Here is a 21,513-nt window from a genome sequence, read left to right as displayed (position 1 = left end):
GGTGCTTCACTCCGTCAACGATGCGGAGGTCATCGGTGAGATACCGGGCGCCGTAGTCAAAGAGGACGTGCCAGGACGTGGCAGTTGGGGCAGAGACGCAGGGCTTTGTCCGTCACGTCGGGCCCCCCGACTACCGGGCCCGCCCTTTCTGCGGGTCGCATGAATGGATAGCATCCGCATAGCCCGGCGCATCGTGTGCCACATCCGTTCCACGAGGCCGGGCGATTCAGCGCCAATAGGGGAGATTCGTGCGCTCTGCACACCGTGTCGCGGGATTCGCCGCGATAGCCGTATCTGCCGGGTTCGTCATAGCCCCGGCCGCCCACGCCGCCACCGGCACGACGCTGTACGTGAACCGCACGGCAACGTGCAGCAACACGGATCCCTCGGCCGGGAGCCAGGCGTTGCCGTTCTGCTCCGTCCAGGCTGCGGCGGACGCGGCACAGCCGGGACAGACGGTCGTCATCGGCGGTCCGATCGGAGAGACGTACTGGGAGAACCTGGTCGTCAAGCACTCGGGCGCGCCGGGCGCGCCGATCACCTTCACGGGTGCGGGGTACTACCTCACGGCGCCGGGCGCTTCCCCCGCGCTGACGCTGTCGGGAGTCCACGACGTGGCGTTCAGCGGGCTGACCATCGAGCCGTATGTGCACGGAGGACATGATGCCATCGACATCATAGGGTCTCAGAACGTCTCGCTCGACAGGCTGGCGCTGTCGTATCTCCATGCGAATCCGCAGGGTCTCCGCGGTATCGATGTCGACGGCTCCTCGTCGGCGATCACGCTCTCCCGCTCCACTGTCTCTGGACTGTGGGACGGCGGCGCGGTCCGGGTCGAATCCGGTGCGCACGACGTTGTGGTGACCACCAACCACCTCTCGGGTTGGGGAGTCACGCACCCACTGGTGCAGGTTAGCGGTGCCTCAGGGGTCGACCTGACAAGCAACTCCCTTTCCGTCACAAGCAACTCCATTTCCGCCCCCCAAGGTGTTTCGGATATCGCCATCGACGCGGGCTCCACCGCCGACGTCGAGAACAACGTCGGCTACGGATCCAAGTCACCAGCGTTGTCCGTCTCCACCGATTCGGCCGCGCATGTCGTCAGCGACTACAACGCCTTCCAGGTGGCGACGGTCGGGGCGCCGAAGTACCTGTGGGCCGGTGTCGACTACGCCACCGTCGCGGCGTTCACCATCGCCACCGCCCAGGGCGCCCACGACATCGACGGGCCCGCGTCAGGCAACTACCCCCAGATCGGGGACCGATCACCGCTGGTCGACTCGGCGAATTCCGACGCACCGGGCGAGCTCTCCACCGATGCCTACGGCCACCCCCGCGTTCACGACCCTCATGTCACGGCCACCGGCGTCGGTCATGCGAACTACTACGACCGTGGCGCGGTCGAGGTCGAGGACTCCATCGCCTACCCGCCCTCGTCCAGCGCGGCGACAGTGGCGGTGTCCAGCGCGTTCGACGGGCAGCCCGTGCCCGCCCCGACCTCCGCCTGGGGCGAGGCGCTCACGGCCACAGTGGACTTCGGCGACGGCAGCACGCAGCAGAGCGGGCCGGTCGGCACCAGCATCTACCACAGCTACCAGCAGGTCGGGGTCTACCTCAAGAAGACCACGATCACCAATGGCGACGGCGGCTACTCGGTGAGCGGCTACCAGGACGTCAATGTCCTCCCGGCCGCCCCGCTGGCCCCGGTGCTCGTCGCCGGACTGAATGACGGCCCCTACACCCCGGACACGTTGCGGTTCACCATGACCGGGATCGACGGTCAGTGGGAGATCGCCCATTGGACCGCCAACTTCGGCGACGGATCCACCGTCGCCGATTTGACCAACGGGATCACCCACACATATCCCCGCCCCGGCATCTACACCGTCACCTTCACCGGCACGGACCTCCTTGGTCGCCCGTTCGCGTCGAAGTCCACGGCCGTCGTCGGCACCGCGTACAACCCGCTGGACGGCGGCCCGCAGCGTGCCTACGACAGCCGTACCAAAGGCCGGGACACCGTCCCCGCCCACGCAGTGGTCAGGTTGTCGACGTCCGCACTGCATGTCGCGACAGTGGCACCCGATGCGGTGCAGTTGAACGTCACCGTCACCAACCCCGAGGCGGGGGGCTTCGTCACCGTCTACCCGGACGGTGCCGCTCGGCCGAACGTGTCGAACGTCAACTTCACGCCGGGCCTGACCGTCGCGAACCAGGTGACCGCGTCCGTGGGCAGCAGCGGCTACGTCGACTTCTACAACGGGAGCGACAAGCCGATCGACCTGGTGGTGGACACCGTCGGGTCCCACACCAGCGCCCAGTCCGGGTCCGTCTACCACGCGGTGGGGCCGGTTCGGGTGCTCGATACCCGCGCTGCCGGCGGCCGGCCGGTGGCGGGGAACGGGACGATCACTGTCCCGGTGTCGGGGCTCAACGGCGTGCCCACGAACGCCATGGCCGCTGCTTTCAACGTCACCGCCGTGAACGCCCTGAGCTCGGGCTTCCTCACGGCCTACGGCTCCGGGCAGAACCGTCCCGGCGTGTCCAACGCCAACTGGACGGCGGGCAAGGTCGTGCCCGCCCTGGTCACCGTGTCGCTCACCAGCGGGGGCGTGCCGCTCGCCAACGGCGGGCTGGTGCTGCACAACGGTGGTGGCGGGAGCGTGGACTTCGTCGCCGACCTGGTGGGCTACTACGACATGAGCTCGACGGGGTCGGTGTTCCTGCCCTCCGCTCCGACTCGGGTCCTGGACACCCGCGGCGGGATCGGCGCGTCCGTCGGTCAGTTGGGTGCTCAACAGACGCTGCGGCTGAAGGTCGCCGGCGTCGGTGGGGTGCCCGCCGCCGGGGTCGCCGCGGCGGCTTTGAACCTGACCGTGACCGACAGCGCGGGTGCGGGGTTCCTCTCCGCGTACCCGGACGGCACGGTCCGCGGCGGCGCATCCAGTGTCAACTTCACTGCCGGGCAGACGGTCGCGAACATGACGGTCACCCCAGTCGGCGCTGACGGCTACGTGGACATCTACAACGGCGGCTCCGCGCCGGTGTCCGTGATCGCGGATCTCTCCGGTACTTACTACAGCTACGGCGCAACCGGCTGACGGAGCACCAGTAGTCACACGCGAAGGGCGGGGCCGGGAAGTCCCCGGCCCGCCCTTCGCGCGGGAGCTCCCAACCCCCGCGTCACAACCGCCACCGCTCTGGGCGAGCTGACCCTGTGGGATGCGCGATGCTGCTGTCAGCCAACGACCTTGAAGGTAGTCTCCTCACATGCCTGAGACGTCTGCCGGTCGTGCGGCACATTGGCACGTACCGCTGCCGGTGATCGGAGGGCAAGCCCTCGGCCCCGTCGTCAGCCGATCGGAGCGGGACTCGCGGTCGAGGCAGCGGCCCGATGCATACGCACGCCCGCTCGCCCGCGGGCAGTGCCGCTGCGTCCGCTCCCGCCTCCTGGCCGGGTCGGCGCGACATGCTCGTGGACGCGCGCCGGGTTAGACGGCGCCGAACACCCTCCGGAGCGGGACTCCCTCCGCTCAGCCGCCGAGCAGGCGGAACCGGTGAGGCCCGCCGAGCAGGCCTGATCGTTCTGCGGCGGTGGCCCTACTGACTGCGTGAGCGAAGCACAACATGTGTGGTTCGGAAACGCGAACGCCGACGGTTCGTGGCATCGCCTCGCACCACAGCACTCAACTGCGTTCCCCAGCAGGTCTATCAATCTCTCAAAAGGATCCCATTCCCATGGCAGCCTTCACGCAGACCCGCAAGCGCCGCCCGCTCGCGCACCTGGTCACCGGCGCAGCAGCGACGCTGCTGGCGTTCGCCGTACCCGCTACCGCGCAGGCGGCGCCCCGCGCCGCGGCGAGTACCCCGTCATACTGCGCCTCTGCGAGCAACCCCCAGCTGGCCGCCCAGCTGTCCCGGGATATCGCGAGTGCCCTGTCGGGCCGTCAGGACACCGTGGCCTTCGCGGTGGCGGACGCCAAAACCGGCGTGTCCTGCGCCTACAACCCCTCATTGCACGTCGACTCGGCGAGCGTCGTCAAGGCGACCATCATGGGCGCCGTGCTGCGTCGTGGCGAGGACGAGCACCGATACCTGACCGACTGGGAGGTCACCAACCTCCAGCAGATGATCACAGCGTCCGACAACACCGCGGCCACCAATCTGTGGCAAAGCCTCGGCATGCCCCGTCTCCAGGCTTTCCTGCGGCTGGCAGGGATGAACGACACCCAACTGGGCACCGGTGGCTACTGGGGTCTTACGCAGATCACCGCTGCCGACGAGCTGAAGATGCTGAACGTCTTCACCAGTAACCCGAGCGTGCTCACGTCGGCGGGAAAGGCGTATGCCCTGAAGCTGATGGGCCAGGTGGAGGCTGACCAGCGTTGGGGTACCCCCTTCGGTGCGCCGGCCACGGTCTCCGTGCATGTGAAGAACGGCTGGCTGCAACGGGCGACCCACGGCTGGCGGGTACACAGCCTGGGCATCTTCACCGGCACGGGCAAGGACTACCGGATGGCGATCCTGACCGAGGACAACGCCACTGAGTCGTACGGGATCGACACGATCCAGTCGATCGCGTCGGTGGTGCACCGCGACCTCAACAGCGGTGTCAGCAGCCACACCAGCGGGGCCCTTCCCCACGCCCCCAACGTCACAGCGCCCGAGGTCTCCGACGGATCGGCGCCGTTCGGTCCCGTCACTACGCACTGACGCACGCTGCGCACGCTCGGGCAGGCCACCTGAGCTGACACCACACTGCGGAACCGGCCCGTGGTGGCCCTGGGCAGTTCATACGGGGCCACCACGGGGTGGCAGTGCGATCCCGTCTGTCAGAGGGCCCAGGCTTCCGGCTGCTCGCCGGTCGACCTGGGCCCTGGTCGTGCCTGCCGAGATTTCGGCGAGGGCTGAGCGGGTGCGTTGTTGTCACCCCTGTTTGCCCGAAGGCCCGGAGACATTGTCTCCGGGCCTTCGACCTGGCTGCGCTCAGCAGGATTCGAACCCACAGCCTCGTGATCCTTAGCCCTTGACCAGAACGGTCAACTGCGTCCACTTCCCTCGCTGTTGACTTCATTGCCGGGCAGGCCGAAGCCTCAGTGGGTGCGGCGCTTGGCGTGGCGGACGAACGCCGCAGCCCCACCGCCGAGCGCGAGCAGTGCCGCTCCGAAGCCGAGCAGCGTGCCCGCGTCACTACCGCCACCGGTCTGGGCGAGCGCGGCCATCGGCGCGGCGGCCGTCGTCGCGGAGGCGGAGGCGGACGGGGTGGCAGGCGCAGGGGTGCGCTTCGTCGGCGCTGCGGGGGCGGACGGCTTGGGGCTCGTCGTTGCTGTGGTGCGCTGGACCTTCAGCTTGTCGTCGACCTGGTGGGTCGAGCGGCCGTCACCCATCGCCGCCAGATTGACGTCCAGCGAGGTCAGGTCCTTCGCCAACTGGCCGTTGACCGTGATCCGGAACATGAGGCGGGTGGCGTGTCCGTTGGCGAGGGGCTGGGCGAGGGCCGTGGTGTTCACCGTCTGGGCTCCGGTGCGGGCGGTGACCACCGGCAGCGTCAGCCACGCACCGTGAACCATCGCCTGGAAGGTGAAGTTGGACGCGGGGAGGGTCCGCGCGATGCCGCCCGAGGGCAGTCCCAGCACAGTGACCTCCGGCGCGACGTACTGGTAGGCCGCGCCGGTGAAGTTGGCCATCTCGATGCCGAAGTCAACCGGTGCGCCGCCCGCCGTGATGGCCGTCGGTGCCACCGGGATCAGGGCGATCGTCACGTCTCCGTGGTGGCCGACCGGCTTGGCCGGGGCGTGCGCCGCCGGGTTGTCCATCGACCCCTGCACGCTGTCGGCCGCCCAGGCCGCGCCGGAGCCGAGCAGTTGGGTCGCACCCATGACAACGATGGCAGCAGTGGCAGCGAAACCGGCGCGGGCAGAGCGGCGAGCGTTCATGGTGAGATCCTCAGGGAAGCCTGGAGCGGAGCGAGAGTTGGGTGGCGCTGCTGTCTCCGTCCCCCGAGTTCCTCAGGTGCGGTCCTTCGCGCTGGGATGATCCTTTCAGCGGAAGATCCCCAGCCTGTGTGTGGACTGTCACCGCAGTGCAACAGCCGTCCGAGCCACAACGCGCAGTTCAGCGCCTTGAATTCGCCGGGCCGGGGGAGGGCATTGTGGAGATGGCTCGCCGCCCACTTCCGGACGGGAGGTTCTGCTGCGCGTACGACTGGGCGCCGAGCCCAGGATCCCAGCTCGGTGACACTGGGCCGGGTGCTGGTGGCTGTGCGCGGACAGGGACTACAACGTCGGGGAGCAGCGCTCCGTCCCGACCGGACACCCGGGTTGGCCGTCGAAGGCGCTGGCGTTTGCTCGGCGACGTCTCAGTGCAGGCCGACGGGGACACCAAAGCCCGGAAATCGCGGCGGACGCTGAAACCGGAACGGAGTTGGATCCATCCAACATACGGGGGGCGTTTCGTACCGCGATCGCCAAAGCGGAAGGTGTGACGGCTGCTGAGTGGACGCCGCGTGAGCTGCGCCACAGCTTCGTCCGAGGTCCCCCTGGAACCAGAGCGGCGCGGTTTTGATGGATGAACTCTTGAAGAGTGATCCAAAACCGCAGTCACGCAGTTAGATGCACAGAGGCCCTGTCGATGATCTCGACAGGGCCTCTGACCTGGGTCGGGGTGGCGGGATTTGAACCCACGGCCTCTTCGTCCCGAACGAAGCGCGCTACCAAGCTGCGCCACACCCCGGTGCAACGAGGATTACTCTAGCGGACCCGCGGCGTGGGACGAAATCAGGTTTCTGCTGGGGGCGGCGGTGGTGCAGGTCAGGGTGCGGGTGGGGTCCGGAGGTGACCAGGACGGCGTTGTCGCGGATGCGGCGTGCGCGTAGGTCGGCTGGCCTGCCCGAACCAGACGAGCAGAGGCTCCGGCGCGAGCCCGGGCCGGTGCTGTGGGGAGCGAGGCGCCGCCGACCGATTCGAGCACCACGTCGTAGGGACCCTCCGGCTGCTCGGCGTCGGTCACCACGTCCGCTGCGCCCAGGGCCAGGAGTCGCCGGCCGCGCTCCGTGCTCGGGCTCACGGCGGTGGCCTGCGCACCTGTGCCGGCGGCGAGCTTCGTCACGTAATGGCCGACGCCGCCGCTGGCCCCCTCTGCCGGCCCTGCTGCGCGTAGCAGGCGGAGTGCGGTCAGGTCGGCGAAGGGGAGGGCGGCGGCGGTGTTGGCGTCGACCCGGTCGGGGAGTGTGGCGAGGTACCGGGCGGCGACTGCGAGCCGCTCCGCCGAGCCCTGGGCCGGCGGGTGCCCCACTACGCGGGTGCCGACGGCCGGACCGGTGCCGTGGGCGGTGCGGACGAACGTGCCCGCGATGTCCTTGACCGGCAGCCAGCGGCGCGGCGGGTTCTCCAGGCGGGGGGTCTCCCTCGGTTCACCGAGCTTCATTGTCGAGTGGCTTCGGATCCTCGGCCTCGCCGAATTCCACGGCTCTTTCGATATCGCCTGACGGCAGCATGGTTCACCCCGCCGGGTCGGTGCGCCAGGACCTGAAAAGCGCTGTGCGGGTGTGGTCGGTGTCGACGTACTCGCGTACCGAGACGATGAGCCCGTCCCGCACCGTGAAGATCCCGACGCACTCCTGGTCGTACTGGCCGCCGCCGCGCACCTCCGTGCGGGAGGTCCACTCCGCGGCGACCTTGCCCCCGCTCGCGAGGAGGCTGGTGGTGCTCAGCTCCAGGGTCGCGGCGTCGATGCGGCCGAAGGCGAGGCCCAGGAAGTCCTCGAAGATGGCCGCGCGGCCCTGCCAGGTGCCGGTCATCGGCAGGCTGCCGATCAGCGTCCAGGTCGCGTCCTCCGCGAGCATGTCCTGGATGACGTCGGTTTTTCCTGCCCCGATCGCGTCGATATAGGCGCGTACTGCGTTCTCGCTCAATTCGGTCGTATTCATTTCCGTTCGCTTCGGACTGCTTTTCCGCTGCCGACATCTGAAATCTACCGAGGGGTGCCGAGCCGACGGAACGACCGGGTTTTCATCGGTCCATGCCGACACGGCATGACCGCCCGCCTAGGATGGGACCATGTCCGAGCTGCGTCGCCTGCGTTACTTCCTGGCCGTTGCCGAGGAGCGGAACTTCACCCGAGCCGCCGAGCGGCTGCATATCGCCCAACCCGCTCTCAGTCGCCAAGTACGGGAGCTGGAGCGGGAGTTGGGCGTGGAATTGCTCAGTCGCACCACCCACAAGGTGGAGCCCACCGAGGCCGGACGGATGCTGCTGGAGCGTGGTCCCGCCCTCCTCGACGCGGCCGACAGCCTGTGGCGCGGTGTCCGCGCCTTCGCCGACGGCCGCCTCGGCAGCATCAGCCTCGGCTACGGCATGAGCGCGGGCTACGAGACCGCCCCGCAGCTGCTGCTCGCGATGAGCGAGGAGGCTCCCGGTATCGAGGTCTTGGCGCGGGTCATGTCCTTCGCGGACATTGTCAACGGCGTCGCCGCGGGCACCCTGGACGTCGGACTGGTTCGCTGCGCCCCGCCGCAGCAGGAGCTGGTGCTCACCCTGCTGCGCCTGGAGCGGCAGGGCGTCATCGTCAGCCGTGATCACCCGCTGGCCCAGGGCGCCGACGCGGTTGATCCGGCCGACCTCGACGGTCTGAAGCTGCTGCTGCACGCCCGGGACCACAACCCCGGCCACTACGACCAGCTCATGGACATCTGCGCCCGTGCCGGGGCCAAGCCCGAGGTGCTGGTCCGCGGACTCGACTTCGACGCCTCGTACACCCCGGTGGCCTCCGGGGCGGCGATCACCATCGTCGGCGAGACGGGGCGGGTCGGCCTACCGGCCGGGCTGGTGTGGCTGCCGTTGGAGCCCGTCTCCACAGTGGAGATCCACCTGATCACCCGCGGCCAGAACCGCTCGCCCGCGATCGAGCGCCTGCTCAGGGTCGCTGTCGAGACCTCACGCCAGCAGGGGTGGCTGCAGCCGACGCCGTGAGGTGGAGCGAGCCGGAGTGAGGCGAAGCGGAGGCGGCGAAGCCGAGGCGCAGCGAGGCGAACGTTCGGCAGTCCGGAGTCGGAGTGGTCAGGCGTCGCGCGGGGTGAGCGTCAGCAGGGTGGCCTCGGGCGGACAGGCGAAGCGGACGGGTGTGTAGCGGTTGGTGCCGCAGCCCGCCGAGACGTGCAGGTACGAGCGGTGGCCTCCGGCGGTGTGCCGGGAGAGTCCCTTGACCCGTCGTCGGTCGAGGTCGCAGTTGGTTACCAGTGCACCGTAGAACGGGACGCAGAGCTGACCGCCGTGGGTGTGTCCGGCGAGGACGAGCGGGTAGCGGTCGGCGGTGAACGCGTCCAGGACCCGCAGGTACGGGGCGTGCACCACGCCGATCGACAGGTCAGCCTCGGCGTTCGGGCCGCCGGCGACCTCCGCGTAGCGGTCGCGGCGGATGTGCGGGTCGTCGAGACCGGTGAACTCCAGGTCCAGGCCCTCGATCTTGAGCCGGCCCCGAGTGTTCGTCAGGTCCAGCCAGCCGGCCTGGTCGAAGCCGTCCCGCAGTTCCTCCCACGGGTTGTGGATGGCGCCGACGATCCCGCGCCGAGCCGTGCCGTCCGCGGCGTTCAGACCGTGGTCGCCGGAGAGCATCGCGCTCAGGTAGCGGGTGGGACTCTTCGGAACCGGGCCGTAGTAGTCGTTGGAGCCGAACACGAACACGCCGGGCAGGTCCATCAGCGGGCCCAGCGCGTCGAGCGTCTGCGGCACGGCTTCCGGGTCGGAGAGGTTGTCGCCGGTGTTCACCACCAGGTCGGGCTTGAGCGCCGCGAGATCGCGCAGCCAGCGCTGCTTCTTGCCCTGCCCGTTGACCATGTGGATGTCCGACAGTTGGAGCACCCGCAACGGCCGCGACCCCGCGGGCAGTACCGGGACGGTGACCCGGCGCAGCCGGAAGGAGCGCACCTCGATTCCGGCGGCGTAGGCCACGCAGGCCGCACCGGTCGCGGCGATTCCCAGGGGTACGGCGTAGAGCGGTCGCATCCCTCCATCGTCTCAGAGGCCGTTGGCCCGGCGTCACGCAGGTGAGATGCTGCCGCCGACAGCGGTTCGGCGAACGCTCATATTGGCGGGCGGACGGATGTCTGGGATGCGAGACTTCCCCCATGACCACGAACCTCAAGAAGCAGCTGCAGGAGGACCTCACGGCCTCGATCCGGGCCAGGGACGAGCTGCGCTCCGGCACGATCCGGCTCACCCTGTCCGCCATCACCACGGAGGAGGTGGCGGGGAAGGTCGCCCGCGAGCTCTCCGACGAGGAGGTGCTCAAGGTGATCACCCGTGAGGCGAAGAAGCGCCGGGAGGCCGCCGAGGCGTTCGAGCAGGGTGGACGTCCGGAGTCGGCCGCGCGGGAACGCGCTGAGGGCGAGCTCCTGGCCGCGTATCTGCCGAAGCAGCTGTCGGACGAGGAGCTGGCGGCGATCGTCGCCGAGGCCGTCGCCGAGGCGAAGGCCGGCGGGGCTGAGGGGCCGCGCGCGATGGGCGCGGTCATGAAGCTGGTGAACCCGAAGGTCGCCGGGCTGGCCGAGGGCGGTCGGGTGGCGGCGGCGGTGAAGCAGGCACTCCTGTAAGGAGTCGTGCAGGCAGCCGGTCCGCCAGTCGTGCAGCCGGCCAGTGCAGTCGGCCAGTCGTGTCGCTGGTCGGCCGCGCAGCTGAGCGTGAGCGAGAACGCCTGAGGGGGCGCCCGGAGTTGATCCGGGCGCCCCCTCAGGCGTGGATGGGCGAGGTGGTGGGCCGACCCTGCGGGGTCAGTGGCCGCCGGTCTTGCCGCCGGTCTTCCCACCGGTCTTGCCGCCGAGGAGACCGGCGATGATTCCGCCGTTCGTCCCGCTGGCGGTGCCGCCGTTCGTCCCGGTCGTCGTACCCGTCGTGGTACCGGCGGTCGTGCCCGCCGTGGCGCCGGCGGTGTTGCCGCCGTTGGACTTGGTGACCTTGGCAGGCAGGGGGACGGTGTTGAAGTCGACGAACGGGAGCCCGGAGAGCGCGCCGCTCATGGCGTCGTGCCAGATCGGCCCGGCGACGGTGCTGCCGAAGACCGGGTACGGGGTCGTTCCGCCGATGGACTGGCCGTCCTCGAGGCTGGTGATCTTCGTGCCGGTGTCACTGACCACGGTGGCGCCGGAGAGCTGCGGGGTGAAGCCCACGAACCAGACCTGCTTGTGGCTGTCCGTCGTACCGGTCTTGCCCGCGCTCGGCCGTCCGTCGCTGAAGCCGTCGGCCGCGCCGGTGCCGTCGTCGATCACGCCCTTCAGCATGGAGGTGATCGAGTCGGCGGTGTTCTGCGACATCACCTGGGTGCAGTTGGCGCCGGGCACCGGCAGGCTCTTGTGGTCCACCGTGGTCACCGAGGTGATCGCGGTCGGCGAGCAGTAGAGGCCGCGGGACGCGAAGGTCGCGTAGACGTTGGCCATCTCCAGCGGGGTGAGGCTGTTGGTCCCCAGGGTCAGCGACTGGACCTGCTGGATCGGCGCGAGGGTGTGCGTGCCGGTCTTGTACGTGGCCTGGGTGGTGATGCCCACCTTGTTCATCATCTTCACCACGTTGCAGAGGCCGACGGCCCCTTCCAGCGGTACGAAGTAGGTGTTCACCGACAGTGCCATCGCGGTGGGCATGTTGAACGGGCCGACCAGGGTCTTGGAGTCGTTCTGGTCCGGCGGGTTGGAGACGGCCAGGAGGTTGTTGCCCTGGCAGTCCGTCATCGCCGGGTACGGCTCCTGGTACGGGGAGTCGTACGTCTGGTCCATGGTGAAGTTGCCGGAGTCCAGCGCCGCCGCCGCCGTGATCGGCTTGAACGTCGAGCCGGTGGGGAAGCCGCCGCCGCCGCCCATGGTGCGGTCGACGTTGTAGTTCAGGGTGGTCTGGTTGCCGCCGCTGCCGTTGCCGTACGGGCGGCTCTGGCCCATCGCGACGATCTTGCCGGTGCCCGGCTGGACGATGGTCATCGCCGTCGCAGCCTTGTCACCGGCGTAGACGTGCGAGGTGACCGACGCCTGCAGGGACTTCTGCGCCTTGGGGTCGAGCGTGGTGTGGATCGAGAGGCCGCCGGCGTCCCACAGCGCCTGCCGCGCCTGCGGTGTGGCACCGAAGCTGGAGCTGTTCAGGAAGACGTGCTGCACGTAGTCGCAGAAGAATGCCTCGCCGCCCTTCGCGGTGATGCAGCCCTCCTGCGCCCGGCTCACCTTGAGGCCGAGCGGGGTGGCCTTCGCCGCCGTGGCCTGGGCCTCGGTGATGGTGCCGTACTTCGCCATCTGGTCCAGCACCGTGTCCCGGCGGGTCTTGGCGTCGATCGGGTACACGATCGGGTCGTAGTTGGTGGGCGACTGCACCATGCCCGCCAGCAGCGCCGCCTGCGGGATGGTCAACTGGCTGGCGTGGACGCTGAAGTAGCGCTCGGCCCCGGCCTCGATGCCATAGGCGTGCTCACCGAAGAAGGTGATGTTCAGGTAGTCCGCGAGGATCTGGTCCTTGGAGAGCGTCTCCTCCAGCTTGATCGCGTACTTCAATTCCTGGATCTTGCGGCCGATGGTCTGCTGTTGTGCCTGCAGTACCTTCGTCTGGTCGTCCCCGGCCTCTTCCACGAAGACGTTCTTCACGTACTGCTGCGTCAGCGTCGATCCGCCCTGGGAGACGCCGCTGGAGCCCGCGTTCTTGGTCAGTGCGCGCAGGGTGCCCTTGAGGTCGATCGCGCCGTGCTGGTAGAAGCGGTTGTCCTCGATGTCGATGAGGGCGCTGCGCATCACCGGGGCGATCTGGCTGAGCGGCACGACCGTGCGGTCGCGGGAGTAGACCTTCGCGATCACCCCGCCGTTGGCGTCGTAGATCGTCGACGCCTGCGAGAGCGGCGGAGCGGTGAACGTGTCGGGAATGTTGTTGAAGTCGTTGGCGGCTGACTTCGCGCTGAGTCCGAGCGCACCGACGGCCGGGAGGGCCAGCCCTGCGACGAGAGTGCCTGCCAGCACGCTCGCGCCGAGCAGGCGCACACCGAGGCCGACCTTGTGAAGGGGGGATCCAGAGCCATTCGCTGCCATGGCAGAACCTTACGTGGCGGTTACCCGGACAGGCGGGCATCTGTTCGCCTACTCTTGTCACAAGCTTGCGACAAGTTGCTGTGCGCCCGCTGATCTCACTCTTGTGGGTGATGAGATCTGTCCGTATCGCGGTCATATGCCAGGAACTAAAGCCGGTGGAGTAGGTCGCACAGGTCCCCGAAGCCTGTCCGGCCTTCTTACCTGCGGTCACTCCAGTGGGTGATCTCCCCCGTACGCATAGTCCGAACGGGCCATACAGGTTTGGGCCCCAAGGGGCTGTTGCAACCTGCTCTTCTTCCGTAACGTCCTCAACTGGCAACAGCGAATATGCCGTTGCCGCCGTGGGGGAGCCTCGATTCGGGAGAGGACGGCACCAGCATGGGCTGGGTTGACGACTGGAGTGCGCAGGCAGCCTGCCGCACCAGTGATCCGGACGAACTGTTCGTTCAGGGGGCGGCGCAGAACCGCGCCAAGGCAGTGTGCACCGGTTGCCCGGTGCGTACGGAATGCCTGGCGGACGCCCTCGACAATCGCGTCGAGTTCGGCGTGTGGGGGGGAATGACCGAGCGGGAGCGGAGAGCCCTGCTGCGTCGCAGGCCGACAGTGATCTCTTGGCGCCGGCTCCTGGAGACCGCTCGTACCGAGTACGAGCAGACCTTCTCCATCGGAGATCCGGACTACGCCGAAGCAGGCTGACCCCGGTTCTCGCCCGGTTGCACGCTCCGCGTGATCCGGCCCCCGCACGGCCGGACCCGCGGGCCGCTGTCGGGCTGCCGCTCTCCGGCTGCCGCGCAGTCGCACTGCGACCTGCCGTCCAGCCGACCTGCCGCCAGACTGCGGACTGCAGTCAGGCTGCCCTCAACCTTCAGCCTGTGCCCAGCCGTTCGCCGATCTCGCGCAGGCCGTCCAGGTCGTGCACATCCCCGGCCAGCGCCGGGACCTCCACCAGCGGCACGTCCGGATAGACCGAGACGAAGCGGTCCCGCATCCGCCGCTCATGCGTGATCGTCCGCACCCGGTCCGCGTGCAGCCGCAGCAGCCCGGCAGCGAGCAGCTCCGTCTCCGAGAGAGTCTCCGCGAGAAGGGCGGGCTCCGGGGGGAGGGCGCCCACAGCTGCGTCCTCCGCGCCTTCGGCGTCGTTCTCCGTGGACTCCTGCGGCTCCTGCGCTTCCTGGTCCTGGGACTCCAGCGTCTCCGCGGCGGCCAGCGCACGCTCCGCGGTCAACTGCGGCGCGCCCGTGCGGTGCACCCGGTTCAGGACCAGCCCCGCCAGCGGCATCCGGTCCGTCTCCAGCCGGTCCACGAAGTACGCGGCCTCGCGCAGCGCGTCCCGCTCCGGAGCGGCCACCACCAGGAACGCCGTGCCCGGTGCCTGCAGCAGTGCGTAGGTGCGGTCCGCCCGCTCGCGGAAGCCTCCGAACATGGAGTCCATCGCCGCGACGAAGGTCGACACGTCCTGCAGCACGTTCGCGCCCAGCACCTTGCCGAGCACGCCGGTGAACATGTTCATCCCCACATTGAGGAACTTCATCGCACCGCGCCCGCCGACCTTCGCCGGCGCCATCAGCACCCGGATCAGCTTGCCGTCGAGGAAGGAGCCGAGGCGGTTGGGCGCGTCCAGGAAGTCCAGCGCGGAGCGGCTGGGCGGAGTGTCCACGACGATCAGGTCCCAGCTGCGAGCGGCCTGCAACTGGCCCAGCTTCTCCATCGCCATGTACTCCTGCGTCCCGGCGAAGCCGGACGAGAGTGACTGGTAGAACGGGTTCTCCATGATCTGCCGGGCCCGCTCGGGATCGGCGTGGGCGAGCACGACCTCGTCGAAGGTCCGCTTCATGTCCAGCATCATCGCCTGCAGCTCACCGGACCCGCTGACTCCCTTGACGACCCGGGGAGTGTTGTCGAGCTCGGTCAGGCCCATGGACTGCGCCAGCCGGCGCGCCGGGTCGATGGTCAGAACGACCACCTTGCGTCCGCGCTCCGCCGCCCGCAGGCCCAGCGCCGCGGCGGTCGTGGTCTTGCCTACACCGCCCGAGCCGCAGCAGACGATGATCGACGTCGCCGGATCGTCGATCAGGGCGTCGACGTCCAGCCGCAGCCCTGCCAGCGGGTCACGGGCCTGGTCGCGAGCCGGTTCACGCCCGGGTTCACGACCCGGTTCACGACCCTTGGTTGCGGTACTCACGCTGCCCCCTCGTTCTTCAGTGCCGCCGCCAGGCGGTACAGCCCGCCCAGGTCCACGCCGCCGCTGAGCAGCGGCAGTTCGTAGGTGGGCAGTTTCAGTGCCTGGACGTCCGCGCGCTGGTCGCGCTCCAGCAGCACCCGGGCCGCGTGCTCGCGCCCCTGCGCGAGCAGTGGCTCCACCAGCTTCCTGGTCGCGGCCGGCACCGTCTTCCGCGCTCCCCCGCCGCGCCGCGCGCCCACGCCCGCGTCGGCCAGCGCCAACGCCAACTCCTCGCGGTGGTCGCCTTCGGCGGCCAGTATCGCCGCCTCGTCCAGGATCGGCGGCCGCACCATGTTGACGAACACCCCGCCCACCGGCAGGCCCCCAGCGCGCAGCTCGGCGACGCCGTCCACGGTCTCCTGCACGGGCATCTCCTCGAGCAGGGTCACCAGGTGCACGGCCGTCTCCGGCGACTGGATCACCCGCATGACGGCCTGCGACTGCGTGAAGACCGGGCCGAATCTGGCCAGGCCCGCCACCTCGGTGTTGATGTTGAGGAAGCGGCTGACCCGCCCGGTCGGCGGCGCGTCCATCACCACCGCGTCGTACACCCGCCGCCCGTCCGGGCCCTTGCGGCGTACGGCTTCGCAGGCCTTGCCGGTCAGCAGGACGTCCCGCAGGCCGGGGGCGATGGTGGTCGCGAAGTCGATGAAGCCGACCTTGCGCAGGGCCTTTCCGGCACGCCCGAGCTTGTAGAACATCTCCAGGTACTCGAGCAGGGCCTGCTCGATGTCGATGGCGAGCGCGAAGACCTCCCCCTCGCGCCCTGCCTTGGCGCTGCCGCCGCGCCCGAGCGCGCCCGGGCCGACACTGGCGACCTTCCGCTCCTCGTAGGGCAGGGCCGAGATGCCGAACAGCTCGGCGATCCCCTGCCGCTCCTCGACCTCGACCAGCAGCGTGCGCTTGCCCTCGGCGGCCAACGCCATCGCCAGGGCAGCGGCGACCGTGGTCTTGCCCGTCCCGCCCTTGCCGCTGACGACGTGCAGCCGCACGCCCTCCCAGTCCGGCATGATGCGTCTCCGTCCGCTGATCCGTCCGCTGACTGCTGTTCAGCTGGTCCCTGCTTACCGCTCCTGCAGACTCTGCCCTTCTGGCGAGCGTAACCACGACCCGCGTCCGCCGTCGGGAGTCGCCTTGCCACCGCGAGTGCTTTGCACCTCTTTGTGTCGCAGATCACAGGCGCTCGACCGTCCCGGCGAACCGTTAGAGTCCACCCATGACCAAGTGGGAATACGTGACGGTGCCGCTGCTGGTGCATGCGACGAAGCAGATTCTGGACAACTGGGGCGAGGACGGCTGGGAGCTGGTCCAGGTCGTTCCCGGACCCAACTCGGAGCAGCTTGTCGCCTACCTGAAGCGGGAGAAGTCCTGATGGGCGCGGTCGGCAGGGTGGAGAGCAAACTCGCCGAGCTCGGTCTGGAGCTGCCGCAGGTGGTGCCCCCGCTGGCGTCGTACGTCCCCGCCGTGCGCTCCGGTGAGTACGTGTTCACCTCCGGCCAGCTGCCCATGGTCGGCGGCAAGCTCGCGCTGACCGGCAAGGTCGGCGCCGAGGTGACCGCAGAAGAGGCCAAGGAGCAGGCGCGGATCTGCGCGCTGAACGCCCTTGCCGCGGTGAAGTCCGTGATCGGTGACCTGGACCGGATCGAGCAGGTCGTCAAGGTCGTCGGTTTTGTCGCGTCCGCACCCGACTTCACCGCCCAGCCCGGCGTGGTCAACGGCGCGAGCGAGCTGCTGGGCGAGGTCCTCGGCGCGGCCGGGGTGCACGCCCGCAGTGCGGTCGGCGTCGCGGTGCTGCCGCTGGACGCGCCCGTCGAGGTGGAGATTCAGGTCCGCGTCAGCGGGGAGTGAGTTCTCCGGCGGGGCGGGTTGCTGCGGTGCTGCGGCGCTAACCTGCCCCGCCGTTGTAACCGGCCGCGCCGTACGATCCGGGCATGAGTGATCGGGACGAACCGCAGGGTCGGACGCCGGGCCGGCCGCAGGGCAACCCGCTGCCGCCGAGCTGGGCGCAGCGAATCGACGCGCTGGTCCGCGGCGAGCTGACACCGCCGCAGCCGAGGCTGGCGTCGACGGTGGTGCTGCTGCGTAACCACGTGGGCGGCGCTGAGGCTCGCGGGGCTGAGTCTCGCGCGGAGCGCGCGGAGGCCGGCCTGCAGGCGTACCTGCTGCGCCGTCGATCCTCGATGGCGTTCGCGGGCGGCATGTACGCGTATCCGGGCGGTGGCGTCGATCCGCGGGACGGCACGACGGCCATCGGCTGGGCCGGGCCGTCGGCCGAGGAGTGGGGCGTGCGGCTGGGCTGCCCGCCCGAGACGGCGCGGGCCGTGGTGTGCGCGGCGGTGCGGGAGACCTTTGAGGAGGCCGGGGTCCTGCTGGCGGGCGCCGACGAGCATTCGGTGGTCGCCGACGTCAGCGGCGAGCAGTGGCGCGCGGACCGGGTGGCGCTGGAGGGGCACGAGCTGTCCTTCGCGGAGTTCCTGACCCGGCGTGGACTGGTGCTGCGCAGCGACCTGCTGGGCGGGTGGGCGCGTTGGATCACGCCGGAGTTCGAGGAGCGCCGCTACGACACCTGGTTCTTCGTCGCGGCCGTGCCCGAGGGGCAGCGGACGGCGGAGGTGCCGGGCGAGGCGGACCGGGTGGAGTGGCTGTCGCCCGGTGAGGCGGTGCGGCGGGCCGAGAGCGGCGAGTTCCTGATGCTTCCGCCGACCGTCACCACGCTGCGCGAGCTGGAGCCGTACGGAGCGGCGGCCCAGGCGCTGGAAGCGGCGCGGAAGCGCGAGATCGCCCCGATCATGGCCCGGGCGCAGATCGTGGACGGCCGGGTGTCCGTCAGCTGGTCCGGGCACCCGGAGCTGACGATGGGAGCGGGAACATGAGTGGCATCGCAGGTCAGGCCACTGATCGCGCGTTCTGCGTGCTCGCGCCGAACGCCTCGCCGATGACTCTGGACGGGACCAACACCTGGGTGCTGGCCGAGCCGGGCTCCGAGTTGGCGGTCGTGGTGGACCCGGGCCCGCTGGACGAGGGGCATCTGCGCGCGGTGCTCGACCACGTCGAGCGGAGCGGACGCCGGGTAGCGGCCACCCTGCTGACGCACGGCCATCCGGACCACGCCGAGGGCGCCTCTCGTTTCGCCGAGCTGAGCGGCAGCGGGGTGCGGGCACTCGATCCCGCTCTGCGGCTGGGCGAGGAGGGGCTCCAGCACGGGCAGGTGCTGGAGCTGGGCGGCCTGGAGCTGCGCATTGTGGGCACGCCTGGACACACCTCCGACTCGCTGTGCTTCCAGCTGCCCGCCGACGGGGCCGTGCTGACCGGTGACACGGTGCTGGGTCGCGGCACGACGGTGGTGGCGCACCCGGACGGGCGGCTCGGCGACTACCTGGACTCGCTGCGGCGGCTGCGTTCCCTCGCGGCGGAGCACGGGGTGCGGACGGTGCTGCCGGGACACGGTCCGGTGCTGGCCGACGCGCTGGACACGGTCGAGTTCTACCTGGCCCACCGGGCGTCCAGGCTGGCGCAGGTGGAGACCGCGGTCGAGGCCGGCTGCCGGACGCCCGAGCAGGTGGTCGCCCGGGTGTACGCGGACGTCGACCGGGCGCTGTGGCCTGCGGCGGAGTGGTCGGTGCGGGCGCAGCTGGAGTACCTGCGCGAACACGGGTTGATCTGACAGTAGGACGAGGTCGCACGAACGGGTGAGGGGGTACGGCCGGACGGCCGTACCCCCTCACCGGTTGATCAGGCGAGTCGACTGGTCGACTCGTCGACGCTCTGACCAGGTCGGGTCAGCGCGAGCGGCGTGCCAGCCGCTCGACGTCCAGCAGGATCACGGCGCGAGCCTCCAGACGCAGCCAGCCGCGTCCGGCGAAGTCGGCCAGTGCCTTGTTGACCGTCTCCCGCGAGGCGCCGACGAGCTGCGCCAGTTCCTCCTGGGTGAGGTCGTGGACGACGTGGATGCCCTCGTCGGACTGCACGCCGAAGCGGCGCGACAGGTCGAGCAGCGCCTTGGCGACACGGCCGGGGACGTCCGAGAAGACCAGGTCCGACATGACGTCGTTGGTACGACGCAGGCGGCGGGCGATGGCCCGGAGCAGCGAGATGGCGACCTCGGGGCGGGTCGTCAGCCAGGGCTGCAGGTCGCCGTGGCCCAGCCCGAGCAGCTTGACCTCGGTCAGCGCCGAGGCGGTGGCGGTGCGCGGGCCCGGGTCGAACAGCGACAGCTCGCCGATCATCTCGCTCGGGCCGACCACGGCCAGCATGTTCTCGCGCCCGTCCGCCGATGTCCGGTGCAGCTTCACCTTGCCCTCGACGATGACGTAGAGCCGGTCGCCGGGGTCGCCCTCGTGAAACAGGGACTCGCCGCGCGCGAGCGTGGTCTCCGTCATGGAGGCGCGCAGCTCGGCAGCCTGCTCGTCGTCCAGAGCAGTGAAGAGCGGGGCGCGCCGCAGAACGTCGTCCACTCGGTCCTCCTTGTCGGCCGTGCAGGCTTGAGGTGCGATCCCCATCATGCCCGACCGGGAAACAGTGCGATCAATCACAACAAGTGTGGCTCATCGGAACGGGAGCTTTGCACAGGGGTGCTTGCCGAAGCACTCACAACGGTGCTTTCAGCCATGATCGGGCATCGTGGCTCGAAGAGGTGGGTCTTTCCGGGACTCGTTTCGGGGCCGTCCGCCCCAAGGGGCGGACGGATCAGGATTTGCCGGGGAGCTTGAGCCTGCCGTGGGGTGGGGCCCATCTGGGGACGGGTGAAGGCGACGGGGGCGTCGGCGTCGGTGGTGGCACGGGGGCGGTGGGTGCGGGCGGGCCACCGGCGCAGTACGTCGGCGAGCGGCGGTGGTGGCAGGGGGTCGGAGTGACCACCGGGCTCGGCGAGGGACGGGCGCCGGGAGGGGTCGGCGTCGGTGCCGGAATCGGGGTGGGCGACGGCGTCGGCCGGGGCGTCGGGGTGGGCATCGGCGTGGGCGGCGGCGACGGTGTCGGCGTGGGCGTGGGTGTGGGTGTGGGTGTGGGCGACGGGGTGGGTGTCGGCGTCGGTGTCGGCGTGGGAATCGCTGAGAGCGCCCGCTGGTAGACCGCGCTGGCCTGCGGATTCTCCGGGCAGGACCAGATCCCGTGCGGGCAGTAGTCCGTGATCGTCTGGTACAGGGTGTCGTGGGTCTGGATCCAGCCGAGCATGCGCCGCACGTAGTCGGGATCGTCCCCGAAGCGGAACATCCCCCACTCGGGGTAGGACACCGGCTTGTGGTGCGCCGCGGCGAAGGTGACCTGCTGCTGCAGCCCGTACGGCTGGCTCACGAAGTCGTCGAAGGTTCGGCCGGGATCCAGGTCGTAGCTGTCCATGCCGATCACGTCGGTGACGTCGTCACCCGGGTAGCAGTCCGTCCAGGGGTGGTCGTCTGTTCCCCGGGTCGGGTCGAAGTCGAAGCGGAACGCCTGGCCGGGGACGCTGCGCATGGTCGTCACGATCCGGCGCCAGTAGGTCTTCCAGTCGGCGGGGTCGGGGTTGCAGCGGCTGCTGTAGGTCGTGCCGTTCATCTCCCAGCCGAGGGTGATCACGGTGTCACTCGCGCCGAGTGCGACCAGTCGCCGGGCCAGCTTCAGAAAGTGGGCGTCGAAGGCGCCGGAGGCGGCCTGTACCAGGAGGTCGCGCACGGTGTAGTCGTCCAGGTTGCCCTCGTTGGCCTCCTGCATGGGGACGGCGAGGACCAGCATCCGGTCAGGAGCGGACAGCCGCCAGTGGGCCCACGGGCCGAGCAGGGAGATGCTGCCCTCGATGTCGGACCACTGGTATCCGGGCAGGTAGGTGTGGCCGACCTGGATGTCCGCCTGGTGCAGCCAGGACGAGAAGCGGGCGAGGCGGTCGTAGGACCAGTCCGAACCGAGGAAGGCCCCGAAGGGGACGGCGTGGGGAGGGAGCGCGGTCGGGTCCCCGGGGGCGCTCCGGATCGCGTCGTCGTTCGGCAGCGACGCGGTGGCCCCGTACCCGCCCGGGGCGCGCAGCGTCCCTGGCCGACCTGGCGTCCCTGGCATCCCCGGTAGGGAGAGCAGCCAGGACGTCACCGGGAGGGTGACGGCCAGCATCGCGATCGCGAGGCGGGCAACGGGTGCCAGGCAGCGCTGTGGCATAGGGAGGAGACTATATTGTGACGATTTGTCAGTATCCACGGCGCGCCGCGAGACTCCGGGTGGAACCGGCCGCATTGACGACCCGTCAGTGTCCGTCCGGCGAATCCGCGCCGACTGCGGACAG

Annotated in this window: 17 protein-coding genes, 1 tRNA gene and 1 pseudogene; 9 read left to right on the top strand and 10 right to left on the bottom strand. The window is 69.7% G+C overall.

All coding sequences use genetic code 11. The annotated features are described in order from the left end of the window. Positions 1-248: 248 nt before the first annotated feature. A pseudogene (locus tag ABIA33_RS30950) lies at positions 249-1,919 on the top strand (PKD domain-containing protein); the annotation flags it as partial. A 1,819-nt stretch (positions 1,920-3,738) separates the two neighbouring features. Continuing rightward, positions 3,739-4,713, top strand: a complete 975-nt coding sequence (locus ABIA33_RS30945; RefSeq protein ID WP_370085994.1) for a serine hydrolase — start codon at positions 3,739-3,741, stop codon at positions 4,711-4,713. 380 nt (positions 4,714-5,093) lie between these two features. On the opposite strand, the gene ABIA33_RS30940 is transcribed toward ABIA33_RS30945, so the two are convergent. The 4 genes from ABIA33_RS30940 to ABIA33_RS30925 form a co-directional block, all read right to left on the bottom strand. Then, on the bottom strand, positions 5,094-5,936 hold the full coding sequence (locus ABIA33_RS30940; protein ID WP_370085993.1) for a hypothetical protein: 843 nt from the start codon (positions 5,934-5,936) through the stop codon (positions 5,094-5,096). A 722-nt stretch (positions 5,937-6,658) separates the two neighbouring features. After that, positions 6,659-6,732 (bottom strand) — tRNA-Pro (locus ABIA33_RS30935). A 12-nt stretch (positions 6,733-6,744) separates the two neighbouring features. Next, positions 6,745-7,425, bottom strand: a complete 681-nt coding sequence (locus tag ABIA33_RS30930; RefSeq protein ID WP_370085992.1) for a hypothetical protein — start codon at positions 7,423-7,425, stop codon at positions 6,745-6,747. Positions 7,426-7,498: 73 nt separating this feature from the next. Continuing rightward, on the bottom strand, positions 7,499-7,927 hold the full coding sequence (locus ABIA33_RS30925) for a nuclear transport factor 2 family protein (protein WP_370085991.1): 429 nt from the start codon (positions 7,925-7,927) through the stop codon (positions 7,499-7,501). Positions 7,928-8,057: 130 nt separating this feature from the next. Between ABIA33_RS30925 and ABIA33_RS30920 the strand changes: the two genes are divergently transcribed. Continuing rightward, entirely contained in the window at positions 8,058-8,969 is a 912-nt protein-coding gene (locus ABIA33_RS30920) for a LysR family transcriptional regulator (protein WP_370085990.1), read from the top strand. 87 nt (positions 8,970-9,056) lie between these two features. Here the strand turns inward: ABIA33_RS30920 and ABIA33_RS30915 are convergent, their stop codons facing one another. Continuing rightward, entirely contained in the window at positions 9,057-10,001 is a 945-nt protein-coding gene (locus tag ABIA33_RS30915; RefSeq protein ID WP_370085989.1) for a metallophosphoesterase, read from the bottom strand. A 122-nt stretch (positions 10,002-10,123) separates the two neighbouring features. Here ABIA33_RS30915 and ABIA33_RS30910 point away from each other — a divergent pair, with 122 nt between their 5' ends. Next, a complete protein-coding gene (locus ABIA33_RS30910) occupies positions 10,124-10,588 on the top strand; it encodes a GatB/YqeY domain-containing protein (RefSeq protein ID WP_370085988.1) in 465 nt (154 codons plus the stop codon). 177 nt (positions 10,589-10,765) lie between these two features. Here the strand turns inward: ABIA33_RS30910 and ABIA33_RS30905 are convergent, their stop codons facing one another. Continuing rightward, a complete protein-coding gene (locus tag ABIA33_RS30905) occupies positions 10,766-13,045 on the bottom strand; it encodes a transglycosylase domain-containing protein (protein WP_370085987.1) in 2,280 nt (759 codons plus the stop codon). Positions 13,046-13,423: 378 nt separating this feature from the next. Between ABIA33_RS30905 and ABIA33_RS30900 the strand changes: the two genes are divergently transcribed. After that, positions 13,424-13,741 carry a WhiB family transcriptional regulator gene (locus ABIA33_RS30900; RefSeq protein WP_037595132.1) on the top strand — a complete coding sequence of 106 codons (318 nt, stop codon included), beginning with the start codon at positions 13,424-13,426 and terminating at the stop codon, positions 13,739-13,741. 169 nt (positions 13,742-13,910) lie between these two features. On the opposite strand, the gene ABIA33_RS30895 is transcribed toward ABIA33_RS30900, so the two are convergent. After that, on the bottom strand, positions 13,911-15,149 hold the full coding sequence (locus ABIA33_RS30895; protein ID WP_370086014.1) for an ArsA family ATPase: 1,239 nt from the start codon (positions 15,147-15,149) through the stop codon (positions 13,911-13,913). A gap of 74 nt (positions 15,150-15,223) precedes the next feature. After that, complete coding sequence (locus tag ABIA33_RS30890; protein WP_370085986.1) at positions 15,224-16,276, bottom strand: ArsA-related P-loop ATPase; 1,053 nt, start codon at positions 16,274-16,276, stop codon at positions 15,224-15,226. Positions 16,277-16,482: 206 nt separating this feature from the next. Between ABIA33_RS30890 and ABIA33_RS30885 the strand changes: the two genes are divergently transcribed. The 4 genes from ABIA33_RS30885 to ABIA33_RS30870 all read left to right on the top strand — a co-directional run bounded on the left by ABIA33_RS30885 (position 16,483) and on the right by ABIA33_RS30870 (position 18,930). Next, positions 16,483-16,638: a DUF4177 domain-containing protein gene (locus ABIA33_RS30885; protein ID WP_370085985.1), complete on the top strand. Its 156-nt coding sequence runs from the start codon at positions 16,483-16,485 to the stop codon at positions 16,636-16,638. Beyond that, positions 16,638-17,114 carry a RidA family protein gene (locus ABIA33_RS30880; protein WP_370085984.1) on the top strand — a complete coding sequence of 159 codons (477 nt, stop codon included), beginning with the start codon at positions 16,638-16,640 and terminating at the stop codon, positions 17,112-17,114. Before ABIA33_RS30885 ends, ABIA33_RS30880 begins: the two co-directional genes overlap by 1 nt. A gap of 83 nt (positions 17,115-17,197) precedes the next feature. Next, a complete protein-coding gene (locus ABIA33_RS30875) occupies positions 17,198-18,139 on the top strand; it encodes an NUDIX hydrolase (protein WP_370085983.1) in 942 nt (313 codons plus the stop codon). After that, positions 18,136-18,930 carry an MBL fold metallo-hydrolase gene (locus ABIA33_RS30870; RefSeq protein WP_370085982.1) on the top strand — a complete coding sequence of 265 codons (795 nt, stop codon included), beginning with the start codon at positions 18,136-18,138 and terminating at the stop codon, positions 18,928-18,930. Before ABIA33_RS30875 ends, ABIA33_RS30870 begins: the two co-directional genes overlap by 4 nt. Before the next feature lie 115 nt (positions 18,931-19,045). Here the strand turns inward: ABIA33_RS30870 and ABIA33_RS30865 are convergent, their stop codons facing one another. Both ABIA33_RS30865 and ABIA33_RS30860 read right to left on the bottom strand, forming a co-directional pair. Next, positions 19,046-19,720, bottom strand: coding sequence for a Crp/Fnr family transcriptional regulator (locus tag ABIA33_RS30865; protein ID WP_030253884.1), 675 nt, complete (start codon positions 19,718-19,720; stop codon positions 19,046-19,048). Positions 19,721-19,952: 232 nt separating this feature from the next. Continuing rightward, positions 19,953-21,389, bottom strand: coding sequence for a glycoside hydrolase family 26 protein (locus ABIA33_RS30860; RefSeq protein WP_370085981.1), 1,437 nt, complete (start codon positions 21,387-21,389; stop codon positions 19,953-19,955). Positions 21,390-21,513: the final 124 nt, after the last annotated feature.

Source organism: Streptacidiphilus sp. MAP12-16 (assembly GCF_041262165.1).
Classification (GTDB): domain Bacteria; phylum Actinomycetota; class Actinomycetes; order Streptomycetales; family Streptomycetaceae; genus Streptacidiphilus.
This window is presented reverse-complemented; position numbering and strand designations above follow the sequence as displayed.

Bases quoted from the DNA above. Each gene is read 5' to 3' on its own strand.
- ABIA33_RS30940 (WP_370085993.1), bottom strand. From the start codon at position 5,936: ATGAACGCTCGCCGCTCTGCCCGCGCCGGTTTCGCTGCCACTGCTGCC.
- ABIA33_RS30885 (WP_370085985.1), top strand. From the start codon at position 16,483: ATGACCAAGTGGGAATACGTGACGGTGCCGCTGCTGGTGCATGCGACG.
- ABIA33_RS30880 (WP_370085984.1), top strand. From the start codon at position 16,638: ATGGGCGCGGTCGGCAGGGTGGAGAGCAAACTCGCCGAGCTCGGTCTG.
- ABIA33_RS30910 (WP_370085988.1), top strand. From the start codon at position 10,124: ATGACCACGAACCTCAAGAAGCAGCTGCAGGAGGACCTCACGGCCTCG.
- ABIA33_RS30915 (WP_370085989.1), bottom strand. From the start codon at position 10,001: ATGCGACCGCTCTACGCCGTACCCCTGGGAATCGCCGCGACCGGTGCG.
- ABIA33_RS30860 (WP_370085981.1), bottom strand. From the start codon at position 21,389: ATGCCACAGCGCTGCCTGGCACCCGTTGCCCGCCTCGCGATCGCGATG.
- ABIA33_RS30905 (WP_370085987.1), bottom strand. From the start codon at position 13,045: ATGGCAGCGAATGGCTCTGGATCCCCCCTTCACAAGGTCGGCCTCGGT.
- ABIA33_RS30870 (WP_370085982.1), top strand. From the start codon at position 18,136: ATGAGTGGCATCGCAGGTCAGGCCACTGATCGCGCGTTCTGCGTGCTC.
- ABIA33_RS30875 (WP_370085983.1), top strand. From the start codon at position 17,198: ATGAGTGATCGGGACGAACCGCAGGGTCGGACGCCGGGCCGGCCGCAG.
- ABIA33_RS30945 (WP_370085994.1), top strand. From the start codon at position 3,739: ATGGCAGCCTTCACGCAGACCCGCAAGCGCCGCCCGCTCGCGCACCTG.
- ABIA33_RS30890 (WP_370085986.1), bottom strand. From the start codon at position 16,276: ATGCCGGACTGGGAGGGCGTGCGGCTGCACGTCGTCAGCGGCAAGGGC.
- ABIA33_RS30920 (WP_370085990.1), top strand. From the start codon at position 8,058: ATGTCCGAGCTGCGTCGCCTGCGTTACTTCCTGGCCGTTGCCGAGGAG.
- ABIA33_RS30930 (WP_370085992.1), bottom strand. From the start codon at position 7,425: ATGAAGCTCGGTGAACCGAGGGAGACCCCCCGCCTGGAGAACCCGCCG.
- ABIA33_RS30925 (WP_370085991.1), bottom strand. From the start codon at position 7,927: ATGAATACGACCGAATTGAGCGAGAACGCAGTACGCGCCTATATCGAC.
- ABIA33_RS30900 (WP_037595132.1), top strand. From the start codon at position 13,424: ATGGGCTGGGTTGACGACTGGAGTGCGCAGGCAGCCTGCCGCACCAGT.